General features: G+C 63.0%; 22 protein-coding genes and 1 pseudogene. 7 read left to right on the forward strand and 16 right to left on the reverse strand.

Going from position 1 to position 20694, the window contains the following annotated elements:
- Positions 1–32: 32 nt before the first annotated feature.
- Positions 33–1957 (reverse strand): annotated as a pseudogene (locus A5766_RS21590) (alpha/beta hydrolase).
- 148 nt (positions 1958–2105) lie between these two features.
- Here A5766_RS21590 and A5766_RS21595 point away from each other — a divergent pair.
- Positions 2106–2762, forward strand: a complete 657-nt coding sequence (locus A5766_RS21595; RefSeq protein WP_005205941.1) for a CPBP family intramembrane glutamic endopeptidase — start codon at positions 2106–2108, stop codon at positions 2760–2762.
- Positions 2763–3584: 822 nt separating this feature from the next.
- Here A5766_RS21595 and A5766_RS25385 read toward each other — a convergent pair.
- A complete protein-coding gene (locus A5766_RS25385) occupies positions 3585–3992 on the reverse strand; it encodes a winged helix-turn-helix transcriptional regulator (RefSeq protein WP_331710693.1) in 408 nt (135 codons plus the stop codon).
- On the opposite strand from A5766_RS25385, the gene A5766_RS21610 reads away from it, so the two are divergent.
- Positions 3916–4401: a nitroreductase family deazaflavin-dependent oxidoreductase gene (locus tag A5766_RS21610; RefSeq protein ID WP_005205939.1), complete on the forward strand. Its 486-nt coding sequence runs from the start codon at positions 3916–3918 to the stop codon at positions 4399–4401. The genes A5766_RS25385 and A5766_RS21610 overlap by 77 nt on opposite strands.
- 42 nt (positions 4402–4443) lie before the next feature.
- Here A5766_RS21610 and A5766_RS21615 read toward each other — a convergent pair whose 3' ends face one another.
- The 5 genes from A5766_RS21615 to A5766_RS21635 all read right to left on the reverse strand — a co-directional run bounded on the left by A5766_RS21615 (position 4444) and on the right by A5766_RS21635 (position 8182).
- On the reverse strand, positions 4444–5079 hold the full coding sequence (locus A5766_RS21615; protein ID WP_051993836.1) for an SMI1/KNR4 family protein: 636 nt from the start codon (positions 5077–5079) through the stop codon (positions 4444–4446).
- A gap of 29 nt (positions 5080–5108) precedes the next feature.
- Positions 5109–5438: a hypothetical protein gene (locus A5766_RS21620; RefSeq protein ID WP_231894770.1), complete on the reverse strand. Its 330-nt coding sequence runs from the start codon at positions 5436–5438 to the stop codon at positions 5109–5111.
- Between the two features lie 109 nt (positions 5439–5547).
- The gene (locus tag A5766_RS21625) at positions 5548–6501 is read right to left on the reverse strand and encodes an SMI1/KNR4 family protein (RefSeq protein ID WP_231894771.1); all 954 of its coding nucleotides are present in this window, start codon (positions 6499–6501) and stop codon (positions 5548–5550) included.
- A 153-nt stretch (positions 6502–6654) separates the two neighbouring features.
- Entirely contained in the window at positions 6655–7614 is a 960-nt protein-coding gene (locus tag A5766_RS21630) for a PA domain-containing protein (RefSeq protein ID WP_156527545.1), read from the reverse strand.
- Positions 7615–7645: 31 nt separating this feature from the next.
- Positions 7646–8182, reverse strand: a complete 537-nt coding sequence (locus A5766_RS21635; protein WP_442902985.1) for an Rv0361 family membrane protein — start codon at positions 8180–8182, stop codon at positions 7646–7648.
- Positions 8183–8362: 180 nt separating this feature from the next.
- On the opposite strand from A5766_RS21635, the gene sigM reads away from it, so the two are divergent.
- The 5 genes from sigM to A5766_RS21660 all read left to right on the forward strand — a co-directional run bounded on the left by sigM (position 8363) and on the right by A5766_RS21660 (position 12856).
- Complete coding sequence (gene sigM / locus A5766_RS21640; protein WP_005205930.1) at positions 8363–8926, forward strand: RNA polymerase sigma factor SigM; 564 nt, start codon at positions 8363–8365, stop codon at positions 8924–8926.
- A 109-nt stretch (positions 8927–9035) separates the two neighbouring features.
- Positions 9036–9806, forward strand: coding sequence for an anti-sigma factor family protein (locus A5766_RS21645; RefSeq protein WP_005205928.1), 771 nt, complete (start codon positions 9036–9038; stop codon positions 9804–9806).
- 112 nt (positions 9807–9918) lie between these two features.
- Positions 9919–10917 carry a thioredoxin-disulfide reductase gene (gene trxB, locus A5766_RS21650; protein WP_005205926.1) on the forward strand — a complete coding sequence of 333 codons (999 nt, stop codon included), beginning with the start codon at positions 9919–9921 and terminating at the stop codon, positions 10915–10917.
- A 55-nt stretch (positions 10918–10972) separates the two neighbouring features.
- Positions 10973–11311: a thioredoxin gene (gene trxA, locus A5766_RS21655; RefSeq protein WP_005205925.1), complete on the forward strand. Its 339-nt coding sequence runs from the start codon at positions 10973–10975 to the stop codon at positions 11309–11311.
- A gap of 285 nt (positions 11312–11596) precedes the next feature.
- Positions 11597–12856, forward strand: coding sequence for an N-acetylmuramoyl-L-alanine amidase (locus A5766_RS21660; RefSeq protein WP_005205924.1), 1260 nt, complete (start codon positions 11597–11599; stop codon positions 12854–12856).
- A 16-nt stretch (positions 12857–12872) separates the two neighbouring features.
- On the opposite strand, the gene A5766_RS21665 is transcribed toward A5766_RS21660, so the two are convergent.
- The 9 genes from A5766_RS21665 to rpmH form a co-directional block, all read right to left on the reverse strand.
- On the reverse strand, positions 12873–13865 hold the full coding sequence (locus A5766_RS21665; RefSeq protein WP_064906367.1) for a hypothetical protein: 993 nt from the start codon (positions 13863–13865) through the stop codon (positions 12873–12875).
- Positions 13866–14063: 198 nt separating this feature from the next.
- The gene (locus tag A5766_RS21670; protein WP_064906369.1) at positions 14064–15167 is read right to left on the reverse strand and encodes a ParB/RepB/Spo0J family partition protein; all 1104 of its coding nucleotides are present in this window, start codon (positions 15165–15167) and stop codon (positions 14064–14066) included.
- The gene (locus A5766_RS21675) at positions 15164–16138 is read right to left on the reverse strand and encodes a ParA family protein (protein ID WP_005205920.1); all 975 of its coding nucleotides are present in this window, start codon (positions 16136–16138) and stop codon (positions 15164–15166) included. The genes A5766_RS21670 and A5766_RS21675 overlap by 4 nt, the downstream gene beginning before the upstream one ends.
- Before the next feature lie 172 nt (positions 16139–16310).
- Positions 16311–17039 carry a 16S rRNA (guanine(527)-N(7))-methyltransferase RsmG gene (gene rsmG, locus A5766_RS21680; protein WP_387314694.1) on the reverse strand — a complete coding sequence of 243 codons (729 nt, stop codon included), beginning with the start codon at positions 17037–17039 and terminating at the stop codon, positions 16311–16313.
- Between the two features lie 160 nt (positions 17040–17199).
- The gene (locus A5766_RS21685) at positions 17200–17883 is read right to left on the reverse strand and encodes a Jag family protein (RefSeq protein WP_064906371.1); all 684 of its coding nucleotides are present in this window, start codon (positions 17881–17883) and stop codon (positions 17200–17202) included.
- Between the two features lie 151 nt (positions 17884–18034).
- On the reverse strand, positions 18035–19252 hold the full coding sequence (yidC, locus tag A5766_RS21690; RefSeq protein ID WP_005205909.1) for a membrane protein insertase YidC: 1218 nt from the start codon (positions 19250–19252) through the stop codon (positions 18035–18037).
- 7 nt (positions 19253–19259) lie between these two features.
- Positions 19260–19724, reverse strand: coding sequence for a membrane protein insertion efficiency factor YidD (gene yidD / locus A5766_RS21695; RefSeq protein ID WP_005205907.1), 465 nt, complete (start codon positions 19722–19724; stop codon positions 19260–19262).
- Positions 19724–20170: a ribonuclease P protein component gene (gene rnpA / locus A5766_RS21700; RefSeq protein WP_005205905.1), complete on the reverse strand. Its 447-nt coding sequence runs from the start codon at positions 20168–20170 to the stop codon at positions 19724–19726. The genes yidD and rnpA overlap by 1 nt, the downstream gene beginning before the upstream one ends.
- Positions 20171–20243: 73 nt before the next feature.
- Positions 20244–20387, reverse strand: a complete 144-nt coding sequence (gene rpmH, locus A5766_RS24145) for a 50S ribosomal protein L34 (protein WP_005205903.1) — start codon at positions 20385–20387, stop codon at positions 20244–20246.
- Positions 20388–20694 lie beyond the last annotated feature (307 nt).

Here is a 20694-nt window from a genome sequence, read left to right on the forward strand (position 1 = left end):
GTACCCCGGCGCCTGACCCGGGCACCCACGTACTACCCGTCGCGGTGCAGTCGCGGCTCGAGTTGCTGCGTCTTCTCGTCCGTCCAGCCGGGCGGCTGCAGGATGCGTGCCCAGGCGTAGGGGATGGCCGACTGATAGTTGTGGCCGTGGCCGTCGGGGACGTTGACCGACACCGCCATGTCGGCCGACACCTGGAGGAAGGTGACGAACGGAATCCAGTGGGTCGCGCTGATGACGTCCCTGCCGCGCTGTTCCTTGAGCCAATCCGGTTCGCGCAGAATGAGTTGCGGCGACCACCAGGCGATGGGGTCGGATGCGTGCTGCAGATAGACCATGCGCGAGTAGTCCCACGGTGCGTCGGGCCGATCGAGATCCTTCTCGTCGGCGATGAAGCGCACCTGCCTGCCGTTGTTGTAGATCGGCAGCCACTGCGGTGATCCCTTGTCGCGGCCCGCGGTTGCATCGTTCCAGAGCGTGTTGCTGAACGTCGGACCGGAGAGCAGCGCGCCGTCGGTACGCGCGGTGACGGTCGGGACCGTACCGAAAGCCGCTTCGGCGCCGAAGGATCCGAGACTTTCGCCGAAGACGACGAGCTTGGGACGCTCCGCTTCGGGAAGCTCGCGCACCTTGGCGTCGACAGCTTCGAACAGTGACGCACCCGCCTGGCGGGCACGTTCCTTGTCGACGATGAACGAGATCCAGCTCGGCAGATACGAATACTGCATCGCCACCGTCGCGACGTCGCCGTTGTACATGTACTCGAGCGAGTCGATGGTCGCCTTGTTGAGCCAACCGATCCGGTCGTCGAGCCGATCGCGATCACCTTGCGCTTCAAGCCACCTGCGCGCACGAGTTCGTCGGCAGCCAACTGCGCGTTGGCGCGCAGATTGTCGCCGGAACCCAGTCCGACGAACGCTCGGATCGGCTCCATGGCCGGTTGCTTGTTGAACTCCGACAGCTTCGCGACATCCGGTCCGTTGGAGACGATTACGCGACCCTCACGCCCAAGCGACTCCCACGTCACCAGCGACCCGGGGCCACCCGATCGCAACCCGGACGTCGGGGGAGCGGTGTTGGGCCGCACCTCATCGTTGGCGGACGCGAAGGTGCTGTTGAGCGCCTTCATCGAATACTTCGCGACAACACCGTTGAGGATGAACACCGTCAGCAGCGCGACCACGAGCAGGCCCGCGACAGCGGCAACGCGCGGCGGAGCGATCTTTCTGAGCTGTCGCACAAGCCATGTCACGAGACTCGCCCATGCTTGCCCGATCACCATCAGCAGCACGAAGACGAGCACAGCGAACACCGCGATGATCGGATACGCCGTCCAGGTGAGGTTTTCGACACCCATCAGATTGCGAATCTCGGTCTGCCACCGCGAATACCAATACAGCATCACGACCGTGCCGATGAGCGCGATCACACCCAGCGCTATCCAATAGTTTCGCTTCAGCGACGGCCACCGCTGCGAGCGAGACAGCATGTACCGCACCAGCCAGGCGATGAACACCCCGACGCAATAGCCAACTGCCGCAGCGCCACCCGACACGACACCCTGAAACAACGGACCGCGCGGCAGCAACGACGGCGTCGTCGACAACCAGAGGAAGACCGTCGCGAACATGAGCCCGGCGAAACTGATCCGATGCGCATAGGCCAGCGCCGCGTGTCGTAGCTTCGACGACCAGCCGTGCGACGACTTGCCGTGCTCGTCTTCGGCGTCGGGCTTGCTATGGGAGCTCGCCTTGGTCTCGACGGCGGGCTTGCTGTCTTGGTCCGCCTTGTTCTCGACGGCGGGCTTGGCGTCGGCTGCCGCTTTGCTGTCGACAGTGCTGGGCTCGGCGAGTTGGCCGTCACCGTCGGGTGTAGGACCCGAGGTACTGGTCTTCGACGACGCGTCGTGCTCGGAGCCGGTCGCTGGCTTGTCTGGCACCTGGGCACCCTTCGTGGTCATCGGACATCGATGTGACTCGTGAATCCTAAACCTGTGCGACGCTACCGTGGTGAGCCGCAACGACAATGTCTCATCCGCGAGCTCACGCTTGCCCGATTCTCGAAAGCGTCGTCGACTGTGGTTGGTGCCAATTGTTGGTGCCGCGTTAATGCTGACCGCGCAGATGTGCGCTCATTTTCTGCACTTTCCGGGCGTCGAATGGTTGGTGACGGTCGCCGCGGTGGTTGCAGTGTCCATCGCGCTCGCCGCGGGGCTCACTCACGAGGACCTGGGCCTCGGCCGTGCGGGCCTGCGCAGCGGCGGACGATACGCGTTGGTCATCGTCCTTGCGGTCGTTGTTGTGGTCGTTGTCGGCGTCGCCATTCCGCCGACACGCGAGCTGTTTCAGAACGACGCCTATCGCGACCTCGGACACGCGCTCCTGGCTGCGTTCGTCGTGATTCCGTTCCAGACGGTGCTGCCCGAGGAGTTGTTCTTCCGGGGTGTGCTGTTCGGCTCGCTGCGTCGACTCACGACGCCCACCCGCGCCCTGCTGATCCAAGCCGTGCTCTTCGGCTGTTGGCATGTGGTCACGTCGCTCGGGCTCACCGCGGGCAACGCGGGCCTGTCAGACCTCTTCGGACAGACCGTGTTCTCACAGGTCATCGGTGTCGTGGTGGCTGTCGCCGTCACGGCAGCAGCGGGCGTGCTTCTCGGATGGCTCCGCGTGCGCAGCGACAGTCTGCTCGCTCCCATCGCCTTGCACTGGGCCGCCAATGGCATCGGTGCCGTCGGCGCCGCGCTGGCCTGGCGGTTCGGGGGATAGGCATGCGGAGGTCACTCGCGTGATCGCGGTTGGACGGCAAGATCGCGATGCCCTCGGGCCGTCGCGGCGGTGGCAGACACACATCGTGGGGCCTTGATGAAACAGCGATATTCAGTGCCGAAACTCGATCAACCTGGTTGGCATCACAAAGCCTCGACCGCCAGGACGACAAAACTGTCGCGAGCGTAGCCGGCGTTAGACGACTGATTCGTCCATGTGAGCTGGATCAGCATGTAAGGGTAATCTGTATTGATTGATTCCCTCAGATCGACTACGAGCCCGCGGTCATCAGCATCCTCGTAAATCGAGCACGGCTCGCAACCTCGACCGTACTGACACCGCTGCATCAATTCTCGAGGCAAACCATCGTCGCCTACGCTTTGATATCGGGTAACGACGACTTCGAATGGGGCGCGATCTGTATCAATTGCAAGCTGCCCATCCCAGTCCTTGGGCGAGCAAGTCCATTTGATGCAACTCGGATCGCGCGGCGACTCGATGGCCCGATTCTCTGGGCCGGGCCAGACCTCTACAACCGGCGGCACCCTGTAGCTAGGTTTCCCCGAAATCCACACCCGCGGAGCCGCTTTCGGTGGCGGGTCGACTTGTGAGTACAAGAATCGACTTGGTTGCCCGCTTGAAGCTGGAAGTTGGCCGGGGCAAACGTGATTCGAGTCTGACGCGTCACAGCCAGCCACCATGAGCACGAGCGTAGCTGATCCAAAGAACAACCCGGGCGACGCCTAGCTTGATGCGCTCAGAGACGCGCGGGCACATTCCCGCTTCACGTCGATACTGGCTTGGCGACGGGCTCGCCCGCAGTCAATCACGGTGCGCCAATTTCCACGACTTCGCCCATAACTCGAGTGGCCCCAGGCTGACCAGAAGCGCTGCGCCGTGCGTCGTCAACCGGTAGCCCGAGCGTCCTTTGGTGACGATCCTCGCGTCAACTAGCTCGTCGAGCCGCTGAGACATCGTCGTCGGAGACGCCTCGGGAATTCGGCGACGAAGGTCGGACAATCGCACCGACTCATTGGCTGTAAGCGGGCATGGGCTACATCGCCGGATACCACTGGCATGGCGAGATCGAAGGACGCACGCGTTCGGGACAGGCATACGTCGAATACTCGGACCGACGGGCAGGAGCGCGGCGATGACACCGAGGGGAACACTGACGGCTACGAGCCTGCTCCAGCGGATGGGCACCAATAAGACTGTGTCCCAGGTCATGCGGCGCTCAGTGCCGCTTGATCGTTCGATCGCCCGACTGACCGGCGGGCGGCTACACCTCGTACCCCGCGCACTTCTGCCCCAGCTGATCCTCACCACGACGGGACGTCGAAGCCGCCAGCCACGAACGACGCCTCTCATCTACATCGAGGACGGCAACGACTACATCGTCGTCGCATCGAACTTCGGCCAAAACCGCCGGCCCGCATGGTCATACAACCTCGAAGCAACACCAAGCGCGACCATCACCATTGGTAGCCAAACACAGTCGGTACACGCCCAGCGCCTGTCCGAGTCGGAGCGAACCGCTCTCTGGCCCAGGGCAATTGCGGTGTGGCCCGCCTACCGCGATTACGAACAGTGGGCGGACGAGCGCACGATCCACTTCTACCGGCTCGAGCCGACGTGACCCGCCGACCGATCATCGATGTCGGAGGCCAAGCAATGATCGTCACCTGCGCGGACGATATTTGCGCGTGTCGTCGAAGATCACTTCGAAGGTCCCCGCCTCCGCGGACTCGATGAAGTCGTCGATGCTGTCGGCCTGAACGGTGGTGTCCTCCCAATCACGATCGCCCGGGAACATCATGACGACAGGGCTTGCGTCGCCGACGCGAGTGTCCAACTGCAGTCGGCTCGAGCCACCGTCGCTGCCGATCATCGCAGCGCCGATGCGCGGTGACCACTCATAGAACGCGTTCGTCACGTCGGCAATATCGGCTGGAGTGAAGAGGTCGAAATATTCTGGGCCCTCGGCCTTATCGAGGACACTCGGGCCGGTGAGATATTCGACCCAACGCTGCGGAAGCTGAACATCAAGCGCTTCCTCGGCTGAGCGCACCTCGTCAAGCGAACTGCCCGGGCGGTAGGTGAACCGGCGAACCGCGTACACCGATGCCGCACCCACGCCTGTATCGCCGAGTGCGTCTGGCGCGGCGAGCTCGTTCGGCGGTAGATGGTAGATGTCGCAACAGATTCCCGGCTCGACGCCTGCCCGTCCTCGTGTGACGACGTCGGTGAAATCATCCCCGCTGACCATCGACGTCGCGTGCGCCACCGCCTCTGCCAGCGTTCCGCGCTCGGGCATGTCCGCCGGTCGTAGCGCCGCTAGCCAGATCACGGCGGACCCTGCTGCAGGATGCGGTTCTCGCGCATTGCTGGCGTGGTGATCTCGTAAATCAGCCATTCACCGTCGGCCTTTTTCAGAGTGAACTCGATGTCTTTCCCGTAGCTCTGCGAGGGCGTGCCAGTCGATGTCCCGTCGGTGCGCGTTTCGGCGTAGTCAGTGGTCAGCGTGGCAGTATCACCGGTGATCGTGAGGTCCCTTCTGTTGGTGTACTGCGCATTGAAGTGCACTGCGTCGAGTTGCTTGCGTCGTTCGGCGAACGCATCGTCCGATCCGCCGTAGTAAAAGCGCTCGGGGGCGTCCAGAGTAAGCGTCGCCAAGATGTCACGGCGCGAACCGTGCGATCTCGCGTGTTCGTAGCGATCCACCGCCGCGTATATCTGTGACTCTTGCGATGACATCGAGTTTCAAGAACCCTCTCTCTGTGATTCATTGGGCCGGTTGGGTTTTCACCCACAGTCGCGCGACAGACCGTGCGACACCCTGGTCGGGAAATCGACCTGAGACTCGCACTCGGTACAGCCCGGTGCGACTCCAGACAACGATTTCGTGGATCTCGTTGGTGTCGTCGAATCGGGTGATCAATTCGTAGCCTTCATCGCCGAGATTGTCGAGCGGCCGAACCGTCGACGACGTCGTCCTGCCGTCGGTCCGATCGCTAGGCTTCTGTGCCTGCTCCTCGAGCACCGGGAGGACACTGTCACTCAATTGACCCTTGTTCTTGAACGACAAAAGCGAGAATGCGTCGCTATGGGGAAACTGAACCAGGCACGAAACCTGTGTGGCCCCTTGTTGACGTGTGACGAGGGGTCGCGACTGGGCGCCCACGATGTTGCGTAGTTCGTCAGGTGAGGGGCACGGGAAGCCTTCGTCGTCGTCCCGAGCGCCCTTGGTGATCGCGTTCAAATCTGCGACAGCCTGGGCGAGAGACACCTCGATAGCCTGCTTCAAGGTGATTTCCGGGATCGGATCCAGACCCGTGTTCAGTGCGGGTCGCGGGCCGTCGGCTGCCTCACTGGGAAAGACGTAGATGGTCTCCGGCGAGTACGGCACGACAACGATCGGGATGAGGACCTGGGGATCCACGACGCTGTCAGGCCACGAGTCTGGCGGGCACGATTCAAAGAAGATGTCACGCAATTCGATGAGGTCAGCCCAGTCGGGACCACCGATGTCTTCACAGGACAACAGCGTGAAACGTCCGGTGAGCCCGACCCAACCGTTGGCCCTGCTGAGCAGTGCACGAGCGTCGGGGTCCAGACGTGCCCCAATCCGAGCTTCGGCAGCAGCGATTTGCGCGGGCGTTGCCGGCGGTCGTGGCCCGGACGGCTCAGCGCCCGGCAACGGGACCACAAGACCCTGCTCGACGAGTTGATGAGACACCTCGGCACACCGACTTACCAAGGTGTCCCAGCTATCTGAATCCGCCGCGTCGCTCATCATCGTCCTCCCATGGGTTGGGTACGGATACCGGTCTACCGTGTAACCACTGTGCCACTCGAAATGCCTTGGCACGCTTACCATGACAAATCGCAGCTAATCAGATGGCGATGAGATCACCTGCCCGTGAAAGGAAACACTAAGCGCACGGCCATCAACAAGCAGCCGAATGGATTCCGGTTCGTCGCAGACAAGTATCGGGATCTCCGTCAAATTGATCCGTGGACTCTGCCAACGCGCGTCCGGCAGACGCTCGTCGGATGTGATGACCAGCCCCGCTGCCCCTTCTCGTCGAGCAACGTCGTACTTCTGCTCAAAGCTACAGCCACCGCGGTGACCCACGACGAACTTGGCGAAAGTATTTGCGCGGCCTAGCTGACACCCGTCACCTGACGCTATCAGCGGCACTGAAACGCTATCGGTTCCGGCCGAGAACGGAAACGGCCTCAGAATTACCGGCGTACCGTCAACGGACGCATCGACCGCGGATGATATGTACGAAAACTTCGTCTTCTGCCCCGCTCCTGGCAGTGGAGAAAATGAGCCGTGTTCGGTCGACTCCCGGCTGAATTGAGCACCACGTCTAGCGAAGGAAGGTCCACTGAGAACGGCGGTACCGGCGATCCTGGCTGGGACTAATCGTCTCAAGAACTTTTCCGTAGATTCCTCAGTTGCCGCCTTAATCAACAGTTTCTCAAAGCGGGCTGGCACTTCAGAAGATCCGACGACGCGCCAATGGATCGCGTCGTGCTGGCTTGAGCACGTGTTTGTATAGAGGTGAGGTTCCACCATCTCGTATTCGTATATTTCAAAAGCTAGTTCTTCGACGTCGATGCGTTTCGCCGGATCGGCCGGATCGTAAACAATACCTAAGGCTCGGCGTGCATCCCGCATTAGATTCGATCGGAAGACAATTAGGATAAGCCCTTGCTCAACCCAGCAAGCCAGCAACGAGATGTCGTCGAAGAATTTGGACCCTTTGTCGGACGCCATACGCGTCACATGTTCTGCCAACGCACGGGGTTCGACTGTCATCGTGGCATCCTTCTGTTTCACCCTTCCGCACCTAGCTCGGCCGTCAGCTTGATCACGGCGGACCCTGCTGCAGGATGCGGTCATTGCGCAATGCCGGCGTGGTGGTCTCGTAGATCAGCCATTCGCCATCGACTCTTTTCAGCGTGAACTCGATATCTTGACCTGTAAGTGTCCTCGGCGTGCCCGTCGGCGACCCGTCACTACGTGTTTCGACGTAATCCGTGGTCAGCGTGGCGGTATCGCCAGTGATCGTGAGATCCCTTCTGTTGGTGTACTTCTCGCTGTACTGTGCCGCGTCGAGTTGCTTCCGCCGTTCGGCGAACGCCTCGTCCGATCCTCTAAGGAGTTCACGCTCGGGAGAGTCCGCGGTGAGCGTGGCCAAGATATCGCGCCGCGAGCCATGCGAGTTAGCGTGCTCGTAGCGATCTACCGCCGCGTTTACGTGTGACTCTTCCGCGGACGTGGACGTAGGCATCGAAGTCTCCTCATGTGTGCCGCACGCTGCAATCAGAAGAAGCAGAGTCATTGTGGTGACGACAACGACAGTCCGCGCCCTCCTCAGAGAACTCGGCTGACATCGAATGTGCATCGTTCAGTGCTTTCCTCGCGCTGTGGCAATTGGACCCAGTGGCGCGATAGTACGTGGGATGCTCAGCGCTCTTGGCAGCGCGATAGTGCGCGCGACGCTACCCATCCCCAGCCCGACCTCCCTCCACAACCAACACGCCAACCCGACATACGCGACACCGCGCTGCACTAATCTCAACCCATGCCAGGGGGAACCAGCGACACACGCAGCGACGAGCACCTGCTCAGCGCCCACATCAACGGCGACCTCCACGCCTTCTCCACCCTCATCCGACGCCACCAAGAACGCCTCTGGGCCGTCGCCTACCGCACCCTCAACAACCCCGACGATGCCGCCGACGCACTCCAAGACGCACTCTTCAACGCACACAGAATGGCACACTCGTACCGGGCTGACGCGCGAGTTTCCACCTGGCTGCATCGCATCGTCGTCAATGCATGTCTCGATCGGATACGACGAGATAAGTTGCGCCCCACAGTTTCTCTTCCTGACTTCGAGATTCCAGCACTGGCGGCGCGTGAAGATCGGTACGCGGCGGTCGATCTGTCGATGAGCATCGGCGACGCTCTGGCGCAGCTCCCGGAGGAGCAGAGGGCCGTCGTCGTCGCGCTCGACGTCGAAGGTCTCAGCATCGCCGAAACGGCGCAGCGGTTGGGTGTCGCTGAGGGAACGGTGAAGAGTCGTTCGTCGCGAGCGCGTCTCCGCTTGGCAAAGCTGCTCGGTCACCTCAAGGAAGACTCATGAACACGAGATTCGAGGGAACCGATCGGCTCCGGTCAACGTCGTATGTGGCAGTGGACGAGCCAGGCCGCCATGATGGCCACAACAGTCGGGGGAGCAGGACAGCGCAACGATGAACACGCCGTATCCCGAACCGCCCTATTCGGAGGATCTGCTCGCCGACCTCCACGCCGGCGCGCTACCCGACGACACCGCCGCATACATGCGCGAGCGGATCGTCAACGACCCCGCAGCCCAGAGTGTGTTGGCCGCACTCGACCGCACCAGCGAGTCGCTACGTTCTCTCTCGGAGGAGCCGAAACCCGTTCCGCCAGAGGTCGACTCGCGGATCGCCGCCACACTGTCCGCCATTCACAACGACTCACTGGCCCGCGACGCTGCGCAGCAGTCTTCAGTGGCCCCTGTAGACCTCTCCGAACGTCGACGACGTTCGTCGACCCGCGCACCACGAGTTGCAGCTCTCCTCGTCGGTGCCGCGGCTGCGATCGCGGTGCTTGTGGGAGTCGTGACAGTCGTCGCCACCAGGACCACGGACGAACCGGGCGCCGGTGTGCAGGCGCAGCCGTCGACCTCGGCGAACACGACACAACTCGACGCACCGCAGCTCGACGGCGTCGAGAAGGCCTCGGCGTTGTCCGTGCTCGGAAAGACCGGCCACGCGCCGTTCGAATCCGAGGCAGCGCTACGTCGGTGCACCGCGGCCAACGGCGTACCGGCGTCGACTCCGGTCCTCGGTTCCGGCGAGATCACGGTGGGAGGGTCGGAGCGGGTGGCAATTCTGCTCGGGACGGGGATGGCCGGTCGGTTCGACGCACTCGTCGTCGAGCAGGGCTGCGATACCGACAACCCGGCGACGGTGTCGCGCACCAGACTGGGTGGGTGAGCGCCACGGGATCAGCAGCGGGAACATCTGCCCTTAGGCTTGTGTTGAACGAGCCGACAACGCGCACCGGAGAATCAGCGGTACCGCGCGTCGCCACAAGCACGGAGGACGGATGAGCCAGACAGACAACCAGCAGATCCACGACCTGATCATCATCGGGTCCGGACCGGCCGGATACACCGCTGCCGTATACGCAGCCCGCGCCGAATTGGCACCGGTCGTCTTCGAGGGAACGCAGTTCGGTGGTGCGCTCATGACCACCACCGAGGTCGAGAACTACCCCGGCTTCCAGAACGGCATCCAGGGCCCCGCGCTCATGGACGAGATGCGCGAGCAGGCCATCCGGTTCGGGGCCGATCTCCGCATGGAAGACGTCGAGGCAGTCCGCCTGACCGGCACGATCAAAGAGGTCGACGCCGGCGGCGAGACGCATCGCGCCTATGCGGTCATCCTCGCGATGGGTGCCGCTGCCCGCTACCTCGAGATCACCGGTGAGCAGGAACTGCTGGGCAGGGGAGTCTCGGCGTGTGCCACGTGCGACGGCTTCTTCTTCAAGGACCAAGACATCGCGGTCATCGGTGGCGGCGATTCGGCGATGGAGGAGGCCACCTTCCTCACCAAGTTCGCCCGCAGCGTGAAGCTGATCCACCGCCGCGACGAGTTCCGGGCGTCGAAGATCATGCTCGAGCGCGCTCGCGCCAACGACAAGATCGAATTCGTGACGAATTCCGCCGTCACAGGTGTGCTGGGCAGCAACTCGGTGACGGGCCTCGAACTGACCGACACGCGGAACGGCGACAAGAAGAACATCGACGTCACAGGCATGTTCGTCGCCATCGGGCACGACCCGCGCAGTCAACTCGTCCGCGGTCAGATCGACCTCGACGACAAGGGCTACGTGAAGGTCTCCGGCCGCACCACCTACACGTCGGTTCCCGGCGTGTTCGCCGCAGGCGACCTCGTCGACCACACCTACCGACAGGCCATCACCGCCGCAGGCAGCGGCTGTTCGGCAGCGATCGACGCCGAGCGGTGGCTCGCCGATCAAGGCGACATCGAGCCGATGCCGATCGAAGGCGATGTGGTCGCAACGGTCGCACCCACCGTCTGACCTGCGGATTCACCTCTATTCACCACCCTGCACCACGTCCAGAGGAGGACACATCATGGGAGCAAACACCGTGGCCGTCACTGACGCCACTTTCAAAGATCAGGTACTCGAGTCCAGCGGACCGGTGCTCGTCGACTTCTGGGCGACCTGGTGCGGCCCGTGCCGCATGATCGCACCGGTCCTCGAGGAGATCGCACGCGACTACGGCGACAAGCTGACCGTCGCCAAGGTCGACGTCGATGAGAATCCCGGAGTCGCTCGTGACTACAAGATCATGTCGATCCCGACCATGATCCTGTTCCAGGACGGCAAGCCGACCAAGACCATAGTCGGCGTCAAGGGCAAGGCCGCGCTCCTGCGCGACCTCGACTCCGTCGTCGGGTCCAACGCCTGACCGACACCTCAGCAGTGACGTCGCTCACGTCTCTACGTGAGCCGACCAGGCCACCGTCGAACAGCTCACCTGGCATTCGACGGTGGCCTGTACTGCTAGTTTGGCATCACGAACTATCTGCCACGTGTCGTCTGCGGCAACCGGTAGCCTCGGGGACGCGGCACAGCGTGGATCGGTTCAACTGTGTGCATGAGTTTTGCTCATATGCCACGACCTGAGACAATTCACTTTGGTTCAATGTCGTCCGTGTCCCCTCACGGCGACATGTCCAATTGAGGAGATGAGATGCCAACGTTCCGACTGGGAGATCGTGGGTCGGCCGTAGCCGAGATTCGATCGATCCTCTCCGGACAGGGACTGCTCAGCTCCACTCCGGGCCGTCACGCGGCACCCGAGAGCGGCAAAACACCTAGCGCCGCAACACCTGGCGACATCGCACCCAGCGACACGCACGACGCGGAAGCGCCGCAGACCGGTGCGGTTATCCACAGCACCGAGGACGCCCTCTTCGACATCGACGTCGACCACGCAGTGCGCGCGTTCCAGCAGCAACGCGGACTGATCGTCGACGGCATCGTCGGCCAGGCGACGTATCGATCGCTGCGCGAGGCGTCGTATCAACTCGGCGCGCGAGTACTCCTGTACCGACTGTCGGCTCCCATGGTCGGAGACGACGTCGCCACACTCCAGAGCCGACTGCAGAACCTCGGCTACTACACCGGACTCGTCGACGGCGTCTTCGGCGAGAGCACCCACAACGCGGTATGCCTCTACCAGAGCGAGTACGGACTCTCCGCCGACGGCATCTGCGGTCCGGCGACGCTGCGCGCACTCGACCGGCTCGGTACCCGTGTGACCGGTGGGTCGCCCTACGCGATCCGCCAAGAAGAGCATGTTCGACGCTCCGGCCCCCAACTGTCCGGCAAGCGGATCGTCATCGATCCGGGAACTGCTGGGATGCACGCACTTTCGACCGGAGCGGTCGCCGAGTTGGAATCCCGCGTGCTGTGGGATCTCGCCGCTCGCCTCGAGGGCAGGATGGCCGCTGCAGGAATGGAAACCTTCCTGTCGCACGACGGTCGCGGCCACGCATCCGACGACGAGCGTGCTCGGGTGGCCAATCTCGTCGATGCCGACATGATGATCTCGCTACGATGCGGACACCACGAGACACCCGCTGCGAACGGCGTCGCGTCGTTCTACTTCGGTAACAACCGCGGGTCGTATTCGACCATCGGGCGCAACCTCGCAGACTTCATCCAACGTGAGATCGCCGCTCGCACACCGCTGACCGATTGCCGCGTCCACGAACGCACCTGGGACATCCTTCGGCTCACCAGGATGCCAGTTGTCCTCATCGACGTCGGTTACATCACCAACCCCGACGACGCCAAGGTGCTCGACGACCCGCACTATCGCAACGTGATCACCGAGGCCATCCTCGTCGCGGTCAAGCGCCTGTACCTGCTAGGCGAGAACGACCGCCCGACAGGGACCTACACGTTCGCAGATCTCCTTGCGGCCGAACGTATTTCCGGTTTCTGACCGGTAGCGGATCCAGTTACTTCTCGCGATCTCTGTCGCGGCTGGTTTCTGCGTGTCCGCGTGGGGTTGTTCGCGCGCCACTACGACTACCGGCCGGAACAGTGAGCCGCTCTCTGCCGACCAGATCGATCGCGGCCATCACGACGAGCTTCTCCAAGGCGCTCTCGACTCCGACCTTCCAGCCGAGTCCTTCGTCGAGCTCCAGGCGAAAGCGGGGGAACCTCACATGCGACGCAACCACGTCGAAGGCTGAATCCTTCAGGAGTCCGGCGTCGATCATGCATTGCCCACACAGATCCTGACCCGGGCCGTCGAGGATCTCGCGCGCGATCTCGACGACGGCCTCCTCCGACCACGTACTCAGGTCGCCGAAATCCGTTGTGTCAGAGCTCTTTCTGTCATCTGATGATTCTTCGTCACCGAGATACGCTGCGGGAGAGTCATACTCGCGCTCGAGTGCGTCGCGCGATGATCCGTGACGAGAACTGCCGTAGCGGGATCCACCGTGTCGGACGAAACCGAACGCTTCGACGGCACGGACGCCTCGTCGAATCAGATCGGTGACCACGGCATCGATAAGGAGGTCGCCCGCTTCCTCGAAACCCGGCTCGGTGCGCACAGAAGTGAGTAGCACCGCGTCGGCGCTCACCGGCGACGTCGGAAAGCTACGTGAGCGGGGGACGCGTCCGGGCGGAGCGTAGAGCGCCGCGCCAACGACAACGCCGGTCGACGAATCGATCGCGATCTGGCCGCAGGTTCCCCATTCGAGGAGGACCGACGAGATCCACGCCTCCTTGTCGAACTCGCTCTCGAAGTTCGAGAGACTCGCCGGTCCCGCCGGTGTCTCGGAGGACGACGCGGAGCCGCGCAGGGGAGAGGGATCGTCATCGGAAGCGGTGGACGCCGCGTTGGTGAACGACGGATCGACTTCCCAGAACACGCAACGACGGGTGTGCGGGGGCAATGACTCGAATGCTTCGAGATCGAGACTGGAAATCGTGAAGTTCATTGTGAATCCTCGCCTCGACGCATCGGTCGAGCGCCCACGAACGTGAAATCTGATGTCCTGCAGGGTGTTTCACTGTTCATGTGCTCGGTGTGCTGCTCGACTGTCACTGTGACGAAACTTTCGGATGCGGTGGGTCACGAATTTTCGCGGGTATCGGCGCCTCGGATCGTTGTTATCTCACCGAGTCGTCGATCGTTGCTACGTCTTCGGTTGGATCAACCCCACAATACGTTCGAGGTCGTCGACCGAGCCGAACTCGACGACGATCTTGCCCTTGCGCTTGCCGAGGCTGACGGTCACGCGGGTGTCGAGGCCGTCGGAGAGCCGCTCGGCGAGATCTTGGAGACCCGGCATCTGCATCTGTCGACGCTTCGGCGATGGGGTGGGGGTCGACGGTCCGTCGCCACGGTTGGCGAGAGTCACCGCTTCTTCGGTGGCTCGGACCGACAGTCCTTCGGCGACGATCCGCGCGGCGAGCGCTTCCTGCTGATCGCTTCCGGTCTCCAGTGACAACAGCGCGCGAGCGTGGCCGGCCGAGAGGACGCCAGCAGCGACGCGACGTTGCACGGGAATCGGGAGCTTCAGCAGGCGGATCATATTGGTGATCACCGGCCGCGAGCGTCCGAGACGGGTGGCCAGTTCCTCGTGGGTGACGTCGAACTCCTCAAGAAGCTGCTGATACGCGGCCGCTTCTTCCAGAGGGTTGAGCTGTGCGCGATGGATGTTTTCGAGGAGAGCGTCGCGCAGCATGTCGCCGTCGGGCGTCTCGCGAACGATCGATGGGATCGCCTCGAGTCCGGCTTCCTGACTCGCTCGCCAGCGCCGCTCGCCCATGACGATCTGGTAGAGCACGCCGTCGGGTGTCGGGGTGGAGAGCTTACGCACGACGATCGGCTGCATGAGCCCGAACTCTTTGATCGAGTGCACGAGTTCGGCCATCGCCTCTTCGTCGAAGACGCTGCGTGGCTGGTGCGGGTTCGGCTGGATGAGTGTGGGGGTCAGCGCGCGATAGACGGCCCCGACTTCGTCGACGGTGCCGACGGCAGACGCGTTTCCGTCAGTGCTCGACTGTGTCGCATCGGTCGGCGTCGTCGTGGAGCCCTGCGGACTTCCGTTCGTGGGGGAGGAGGGGGCGCCGTTCCCGCCCGAACTACCACCGGAGTTGCCCTTGCCGATCACCACATCGGCGGCAGCAGCGCCGAGTCGGGGAGCGCTCGACTCGTTCTCGGATGGTCCGGTCGGGATGAGGGCTGCCAGACCGCGGCCGAGTCCTCCGCGTCGTTGGGCGTCTCGTTGACTCACTGCTGTCCTCTCGAGAGGTCCGTGGTGGAGGAGAATTCGTCTTTCGCACGCATGGCGAGTTCGCGCGCGGCATCGAGGTAGCTCATTGCTCCACGTGAACCCGGGTCGTACTCGATGATCGTCATGCCGTAGCCGGGCGCCTCGGACACCTTCACGCTGCGGGGGATCACGGTGCCGAGGACCTTATCGCTGAAGTGGCGTCGTACTTCGTCGGCGACCTGGTCGGCGAGCTTGGTGCGGCCGTCGTACATCGTCAGCAGGATCGTCGAGACGTGGAGATTCGGGTTGAGGTGCGCTTGGACCAGCTCGATGTTGCGGAGGAGCTGACCGACGCCCTCGAGTGCGTAGTACTCGCACTGGATGGGGATGAGCACCTCTCGAGCGGCGACCATCGCGTTGACGGTCAGGAGACCCAGTGACGGTGGGCAGTCGATGAAGATGTAGTCGAAGCCGAACTCCGCGACCGACGCATCATTGAGCGCATTCCGGAGTCGGTTCTCTCGGGCAACCAGCGAGACCAGTTCAATCTCGGCGCCGGCCAGGTCGAGGGTCGCGGGTACGCAGTAGAGGTTCTCGTGGCTCGGACTCTGCTTGACCGCCTCTTTGAGCGTGACCTCGCCGAGGAGCAGCTCGTAGACCGACGCGATGTCGGGTGCGCGATGGTCGATGCCCAGAGCTGTGCTCGCGTTGCCCTGCGGGTCGAGGTCGACGACCAGGACGCGCAGCCCGTGCAGCGCGAGCCCCGAAGCGAGGTTCACGGCCGTGGTCGTCTTCCCGACGCCGCCTTTCTGGTTCGCCACCGTCATCACGCGCGTGTGCGGGGGGCGGGGTAACTGGCCAGCACCGCCAGGGGTCAGGACTTGACTGGCTCGGGCTGCGGCGGCGGCGATGGGAGTGTCGTCGAACTGCTCGGGCGTCGACGTGGCCGGCGGAATCGTTTCACGTGAAACATCCGGCTGTTGGTCGGTCACGCTGTGGCTCCTCTGCGATATTTCGTAAGCATCGTCGGCGTCCAAGATTGTTCCGCCCCTCTATCGTGCAGCACGCACGATCCCTCGCCCACACTCCGATGTCCTGTCCATTTTGCTCCCTCGAGCCGTCGCAAACCAACTGCAGACGTCAGCACGTCAGACCGGCGCATCCTCACCTCGTTCGACGACGTTTCGGCACACCGCGCCTGTCTCCGATCACCAAGGTCGTCGGCTGGTCGACAACAGACTCCCCGACAAATTCGACGCGGAGCCCGGCGATTCCGTTCCGTTCCGCGGCCTTTCGATCCCGTTCGATCTCCTCTGGCGCCGACGATCCCTTGAGCGCAACGAGTCGACCTCCATCGCGAATCAGGGGAGCGGACCATCGGCTGAGTCGATCTAGGGGAGCCAGCGCCCGGGAGGTCACGACGTCCGCCGGCTCGATCTCGGCGAGGACCGACTTCTCCTCTGCGCGCCCGCGGACAACACGTACGGGGAGACCAAGGGCGTCGACCGTCCGCACGAGGAAATCACTTCGACGCAGCAACGGCTCGATCAGCGTGATCGTGAGGTCGGGCCGCGCGATCGCGAGCGGGATCCCGGGCAGCCCGGCGCCACTACCGATATCGATGATCGTCTGCCCGTTGTCGATGACTTCTTGGATCACCGCGCAGTTCAGTATGTGGCGGTCCCAGAGTCTGGGGACTTCCCTCGGTCCCATGAGCCCGTGGTCGATTCCGTCGGTGGCCAGGATTCTGCAGTACTCCTGAGCTAGCGGGAGACGATCGCCGAAGATCGATGCCGCTGCCGGGGGAGGGGAGTCCGCCACAGCGGCGCGTTCCGCGGCGTCGTCGACAGCGGATCCATCACCATGCTCGCCATCGGACTCATCGTGTTTCACGTGAAACAGTGCCTTTCCCTCAGCGCGCCGTCGGCGTCATGTTTCACGTGAAACACCCGAACTACACGCATGTGATTCCTACCGGTGAAGCAACAAAGTCCCGGCCGTAACCGGGACTTCGTTGCTTGTGATCTCCAGGCGCATCGACGCGGAGACCTGTTCAGTTCTTGATGACAACCACGCGGCGCTTCGGCTCCGCGCCCTCACTCTCGCTCATCACTCCGTCGACAGCAGCGACAGCGTCGTGCACGATCTTCCGCTCGAACGGAGTCATCGGATCGAGCTGTTCCCGCTCTCCCGACTCCAGCACACGCTCGGCGACCTCGCGGCCGAGTCGTGCGAGCCGTTCGCGGCGATCCGCACGCCACCGTGCGATGTCGAGCATCAGCCGGCTGCGATCGCCCGTCGCCTGCTGCACGGCAAGCCGGGTCAGTTCCTGAAGCGCATCCAGAACCTCGCCCTTACGGCCGACGAGCTTCGTCAGGTCGTCGCCTCCGTCGATGCTGACAATCGCGCGGTCACCGTCGACATCCAGATCGATATCGCCATCAAAGTCCAGCACGTCCAGCAGCTGCTCGAGGTAGTCGCCAGCGATCTCGCCTTCTTCGACGAGACGCTCCTCTTCGTCTTCCTCGTCAGCGTCGTCATCCGCGTCTTCGCTGTCAACGTCGTCCGCGTCAGCGGCCGCATCGTCGCGGGCCGCATCGGTGGCCTCGTCGTCGTTGACGTCAGACGTCGACTCGACGGTTGCCGTGTCGACGGCATCCTGGCCCGAGCCGGCCTCGAGAGTCTCGTCGTGTTCGGTCGACTCGGCGTCTGCGTGTGTTGCAGTCTCGGCTGTCATATCAGTTGCACCTCGCTGTGTGTTCATCGGTGATGTCTGTGTTGGGGGAGGGGAGAGTCTTTCGAAGAGTCGTGCCGCAGCGGCTCCGGGCTGTGTTTCTGCGCGGGCGTCATGTACGCCTCGCAACACCGCTATCCGGATCGGCGGCCGATCATCGTCGACCCTTCTTCCCACCCCTCTTGTTGCGCTGGTTGGATGATCCCTGCTTCTTCGGACCCGACCCCGAGTTGCCAGAACTCTTCGACGACGACGCTCCCGCGGGTTTGGCACCGGGCTTCGGTTTGCTTCCGACGACGTGCTGCGTCGACGACGAGCCGTCGTCGGATCCGCTGTCGGCTGTGGCGTCGACGTCTAGATCCTCGGCCGACTCAGCCGACGAATCAGCGCCATCGGCGTCCGACTTAGTGAGCGACGGGGAAGGGGACCCCGAGTTCTTACCCTTCTTCGGCCGGTCCGGCCGCGCACCCGGCTTGGGGGCATTCGCCTTGAGCTTTTCCTGCTTCGCTTGGCGCGCCGCCTCTTCTTCCTTCTCGATACGACCGAACACGATGTGCTGCTGCCCGTACGTCCAGATGTTGTTACTCATCCAGTACAGGAGGATCGCGACGGGGAAGAACGGACCGGTGACGAGGATGCCGAGCGGGAAGACGTACAGCGCCAGCATGTTCATCATGCGGGTCTGCGGGTTCTCGAGTGCGGCCTCGGGCTGACGCGCGACCGATGCGCGCGAGTTCATGTGCGTGGCGATCGACGCGATGATCATCATCGGGATGACCACGATGGCGATGTTCAGACGCGTGAAGTCGATCGGCTGACCCGGCTGCACAAAGGCCTGGAACTCGGAGACTGGCTCCGTGATGTACGACGACAGCGGCACACCGAAGAGGCGGGCGTCGAGAAAGTTCTGGACCTGTTCGGGGTTGAAAGCGTAGTTCCCGGTGTTACGCGTCTGCTCTGCGGTCATGTGCAACTGACCCATGCCGGTCGCCATGCGGTTGAACGAACGCAGCACGTGGAACAGACCGATGAACACGGGGATCTGCAGCAACATGGGCAGGCAGCCGAGCAGGGGATTGAACCCGTGCTCCTTCTGCAGCTTCTGCATCTCCTCGGTCATCTTGACCCGATCCTTGGCGTACTTCTTACGGATCGCCTGAAGCTGCGGGTTGATCTCCTGCATCTTCTTCGTCGTGCGGATCTGCTTCACGAAGGGCTTGTAGAGGATCGCGCGCAGGGTGAAGACGAGGAAGATCACCGAGAGTGCCCAGGCGATGCCGTTGCCGCCCGGGGTGTTCGGTGTGATGTGGTCGAACACCCAGTGCCAGACCCACATGATCCAGGAGACCGGCCAATAGATGAAGTTCAGCACGGGACAGTTACCCCTCACTCTTCGCGGAGACACCCACGCTGATCGTGGTGTCCTCCGTGATTACACGTCCGCGCACCGCCGGCCCGCCATCAGCGGAGCCGTCGTGCGTCGATGGAAACTCTTGGTCTTGCTGGTCCTCGGAACCCTGATCTTCGAGACCCTGATCGTCGGAACCCTGATCCGGTCGCGACATCCACGGCCAACGGAACGATTCCTCGGGAACGGGGTCGTAGCCGGGCTTGTGCCACGGACCGCATTTGAGCAGTCGGATCACCGACTGTGCACCGCCGTAGAAGAAGCCGTGGCGTGTCAGCGCCTCAACCGCGTAGCCCGAGCAGGTCGGTTCGAAACGACAGGTCGGCAAACGCAGCGGCGACACCCAGGTGCGGTACAACTCGATCAAGAAGATCACCACTCGACGTGGCAGCAGATGGCAGAACCGGATGAATGCCTGGGTCGACGACGCTGACATCACAACGCCCCGTCAGCAGATTTGGTCGAGAACGAGCGCGGAGCGTCGAGCAGCTCGGCTGCGAGTCGTCGAACTTTGGCGTGACGCAATGCCTTGCGAAGTTGGGCGGCCAACTCGACGCTCGACACCTCCGCAGCACTGGGAAGAGCGCGCACGACGACAGAGGTGTCGGTGGTCGGACACTCGTCCATGACTTCCGCGAACGCTGCCCTGATTCGGCGCGCCACGAGATGGCGGGTCACGGCATTGCCGACCGACTTACTGACGATCAACCCGAGCCAGGGTCCGCCCGACGTCGCGACGTCGATTCGACGACCCGTCTCGTCGGGCCAGCGCGTCGGCACGATAGATACCGTCAGCAGCAGATCACGCGACGATACCCGCACGCCCTTCTTGAGCGTGCGGGAGAAGTCGGATCGTGTGGAGATCCGATGGATTGACGCCATCACCGACCCAATCGCCACCGGAGTGTTCCGACGACGGGCGATACCGCCGCCGGGACTCGCGGTGTTGTGCAGATCAGGCCGAGAGCTTTGCGCGGCCCTTGCTGCGACGGGTGTTGACGATCGAACGACCCGCGCGGGTACGCATACGCAACCGGAAACCATGCACGCGTGCACGACGACGGTTGTTCGGCTGGAAAGTCCGCTTGCCCTTGGCCACGGCTGGTACTCCTTGTGTTCGTACGTGAGCACGCCGATTACACGCGCACCCACGATCTCCTGAGTGGTCTGCTTATCCAGGCGGCGGTGCCGGACTCGTGCCGGTTGGGTGACCCCGTTTCCGCCGAACGAACCGCATGCGGTCGAGCCTTCGAAAAACAGAAACGCCACCACGCAAATCCGCATACCTGGATGACCAGTCGAGACTACTGGACCCGGTGTACTCAAATCAAACGAGCGGATCCTCACCAACGTCGTGACCAGCGGTGACGAGTGCCATACCGTGCCCACGGCCTGCGTATGCGCCA

This window comes from Gordonia sp. 852002-51296_SCH5728562-b (assembly GCF_001665475.1).
Classification (GTDB): domain Bacteria; phylum Actinomycetota; class Actinomycetes; order Mycobacteriales; family Mycobacteriaceae; genus Gordonia; species Gordonia sputi.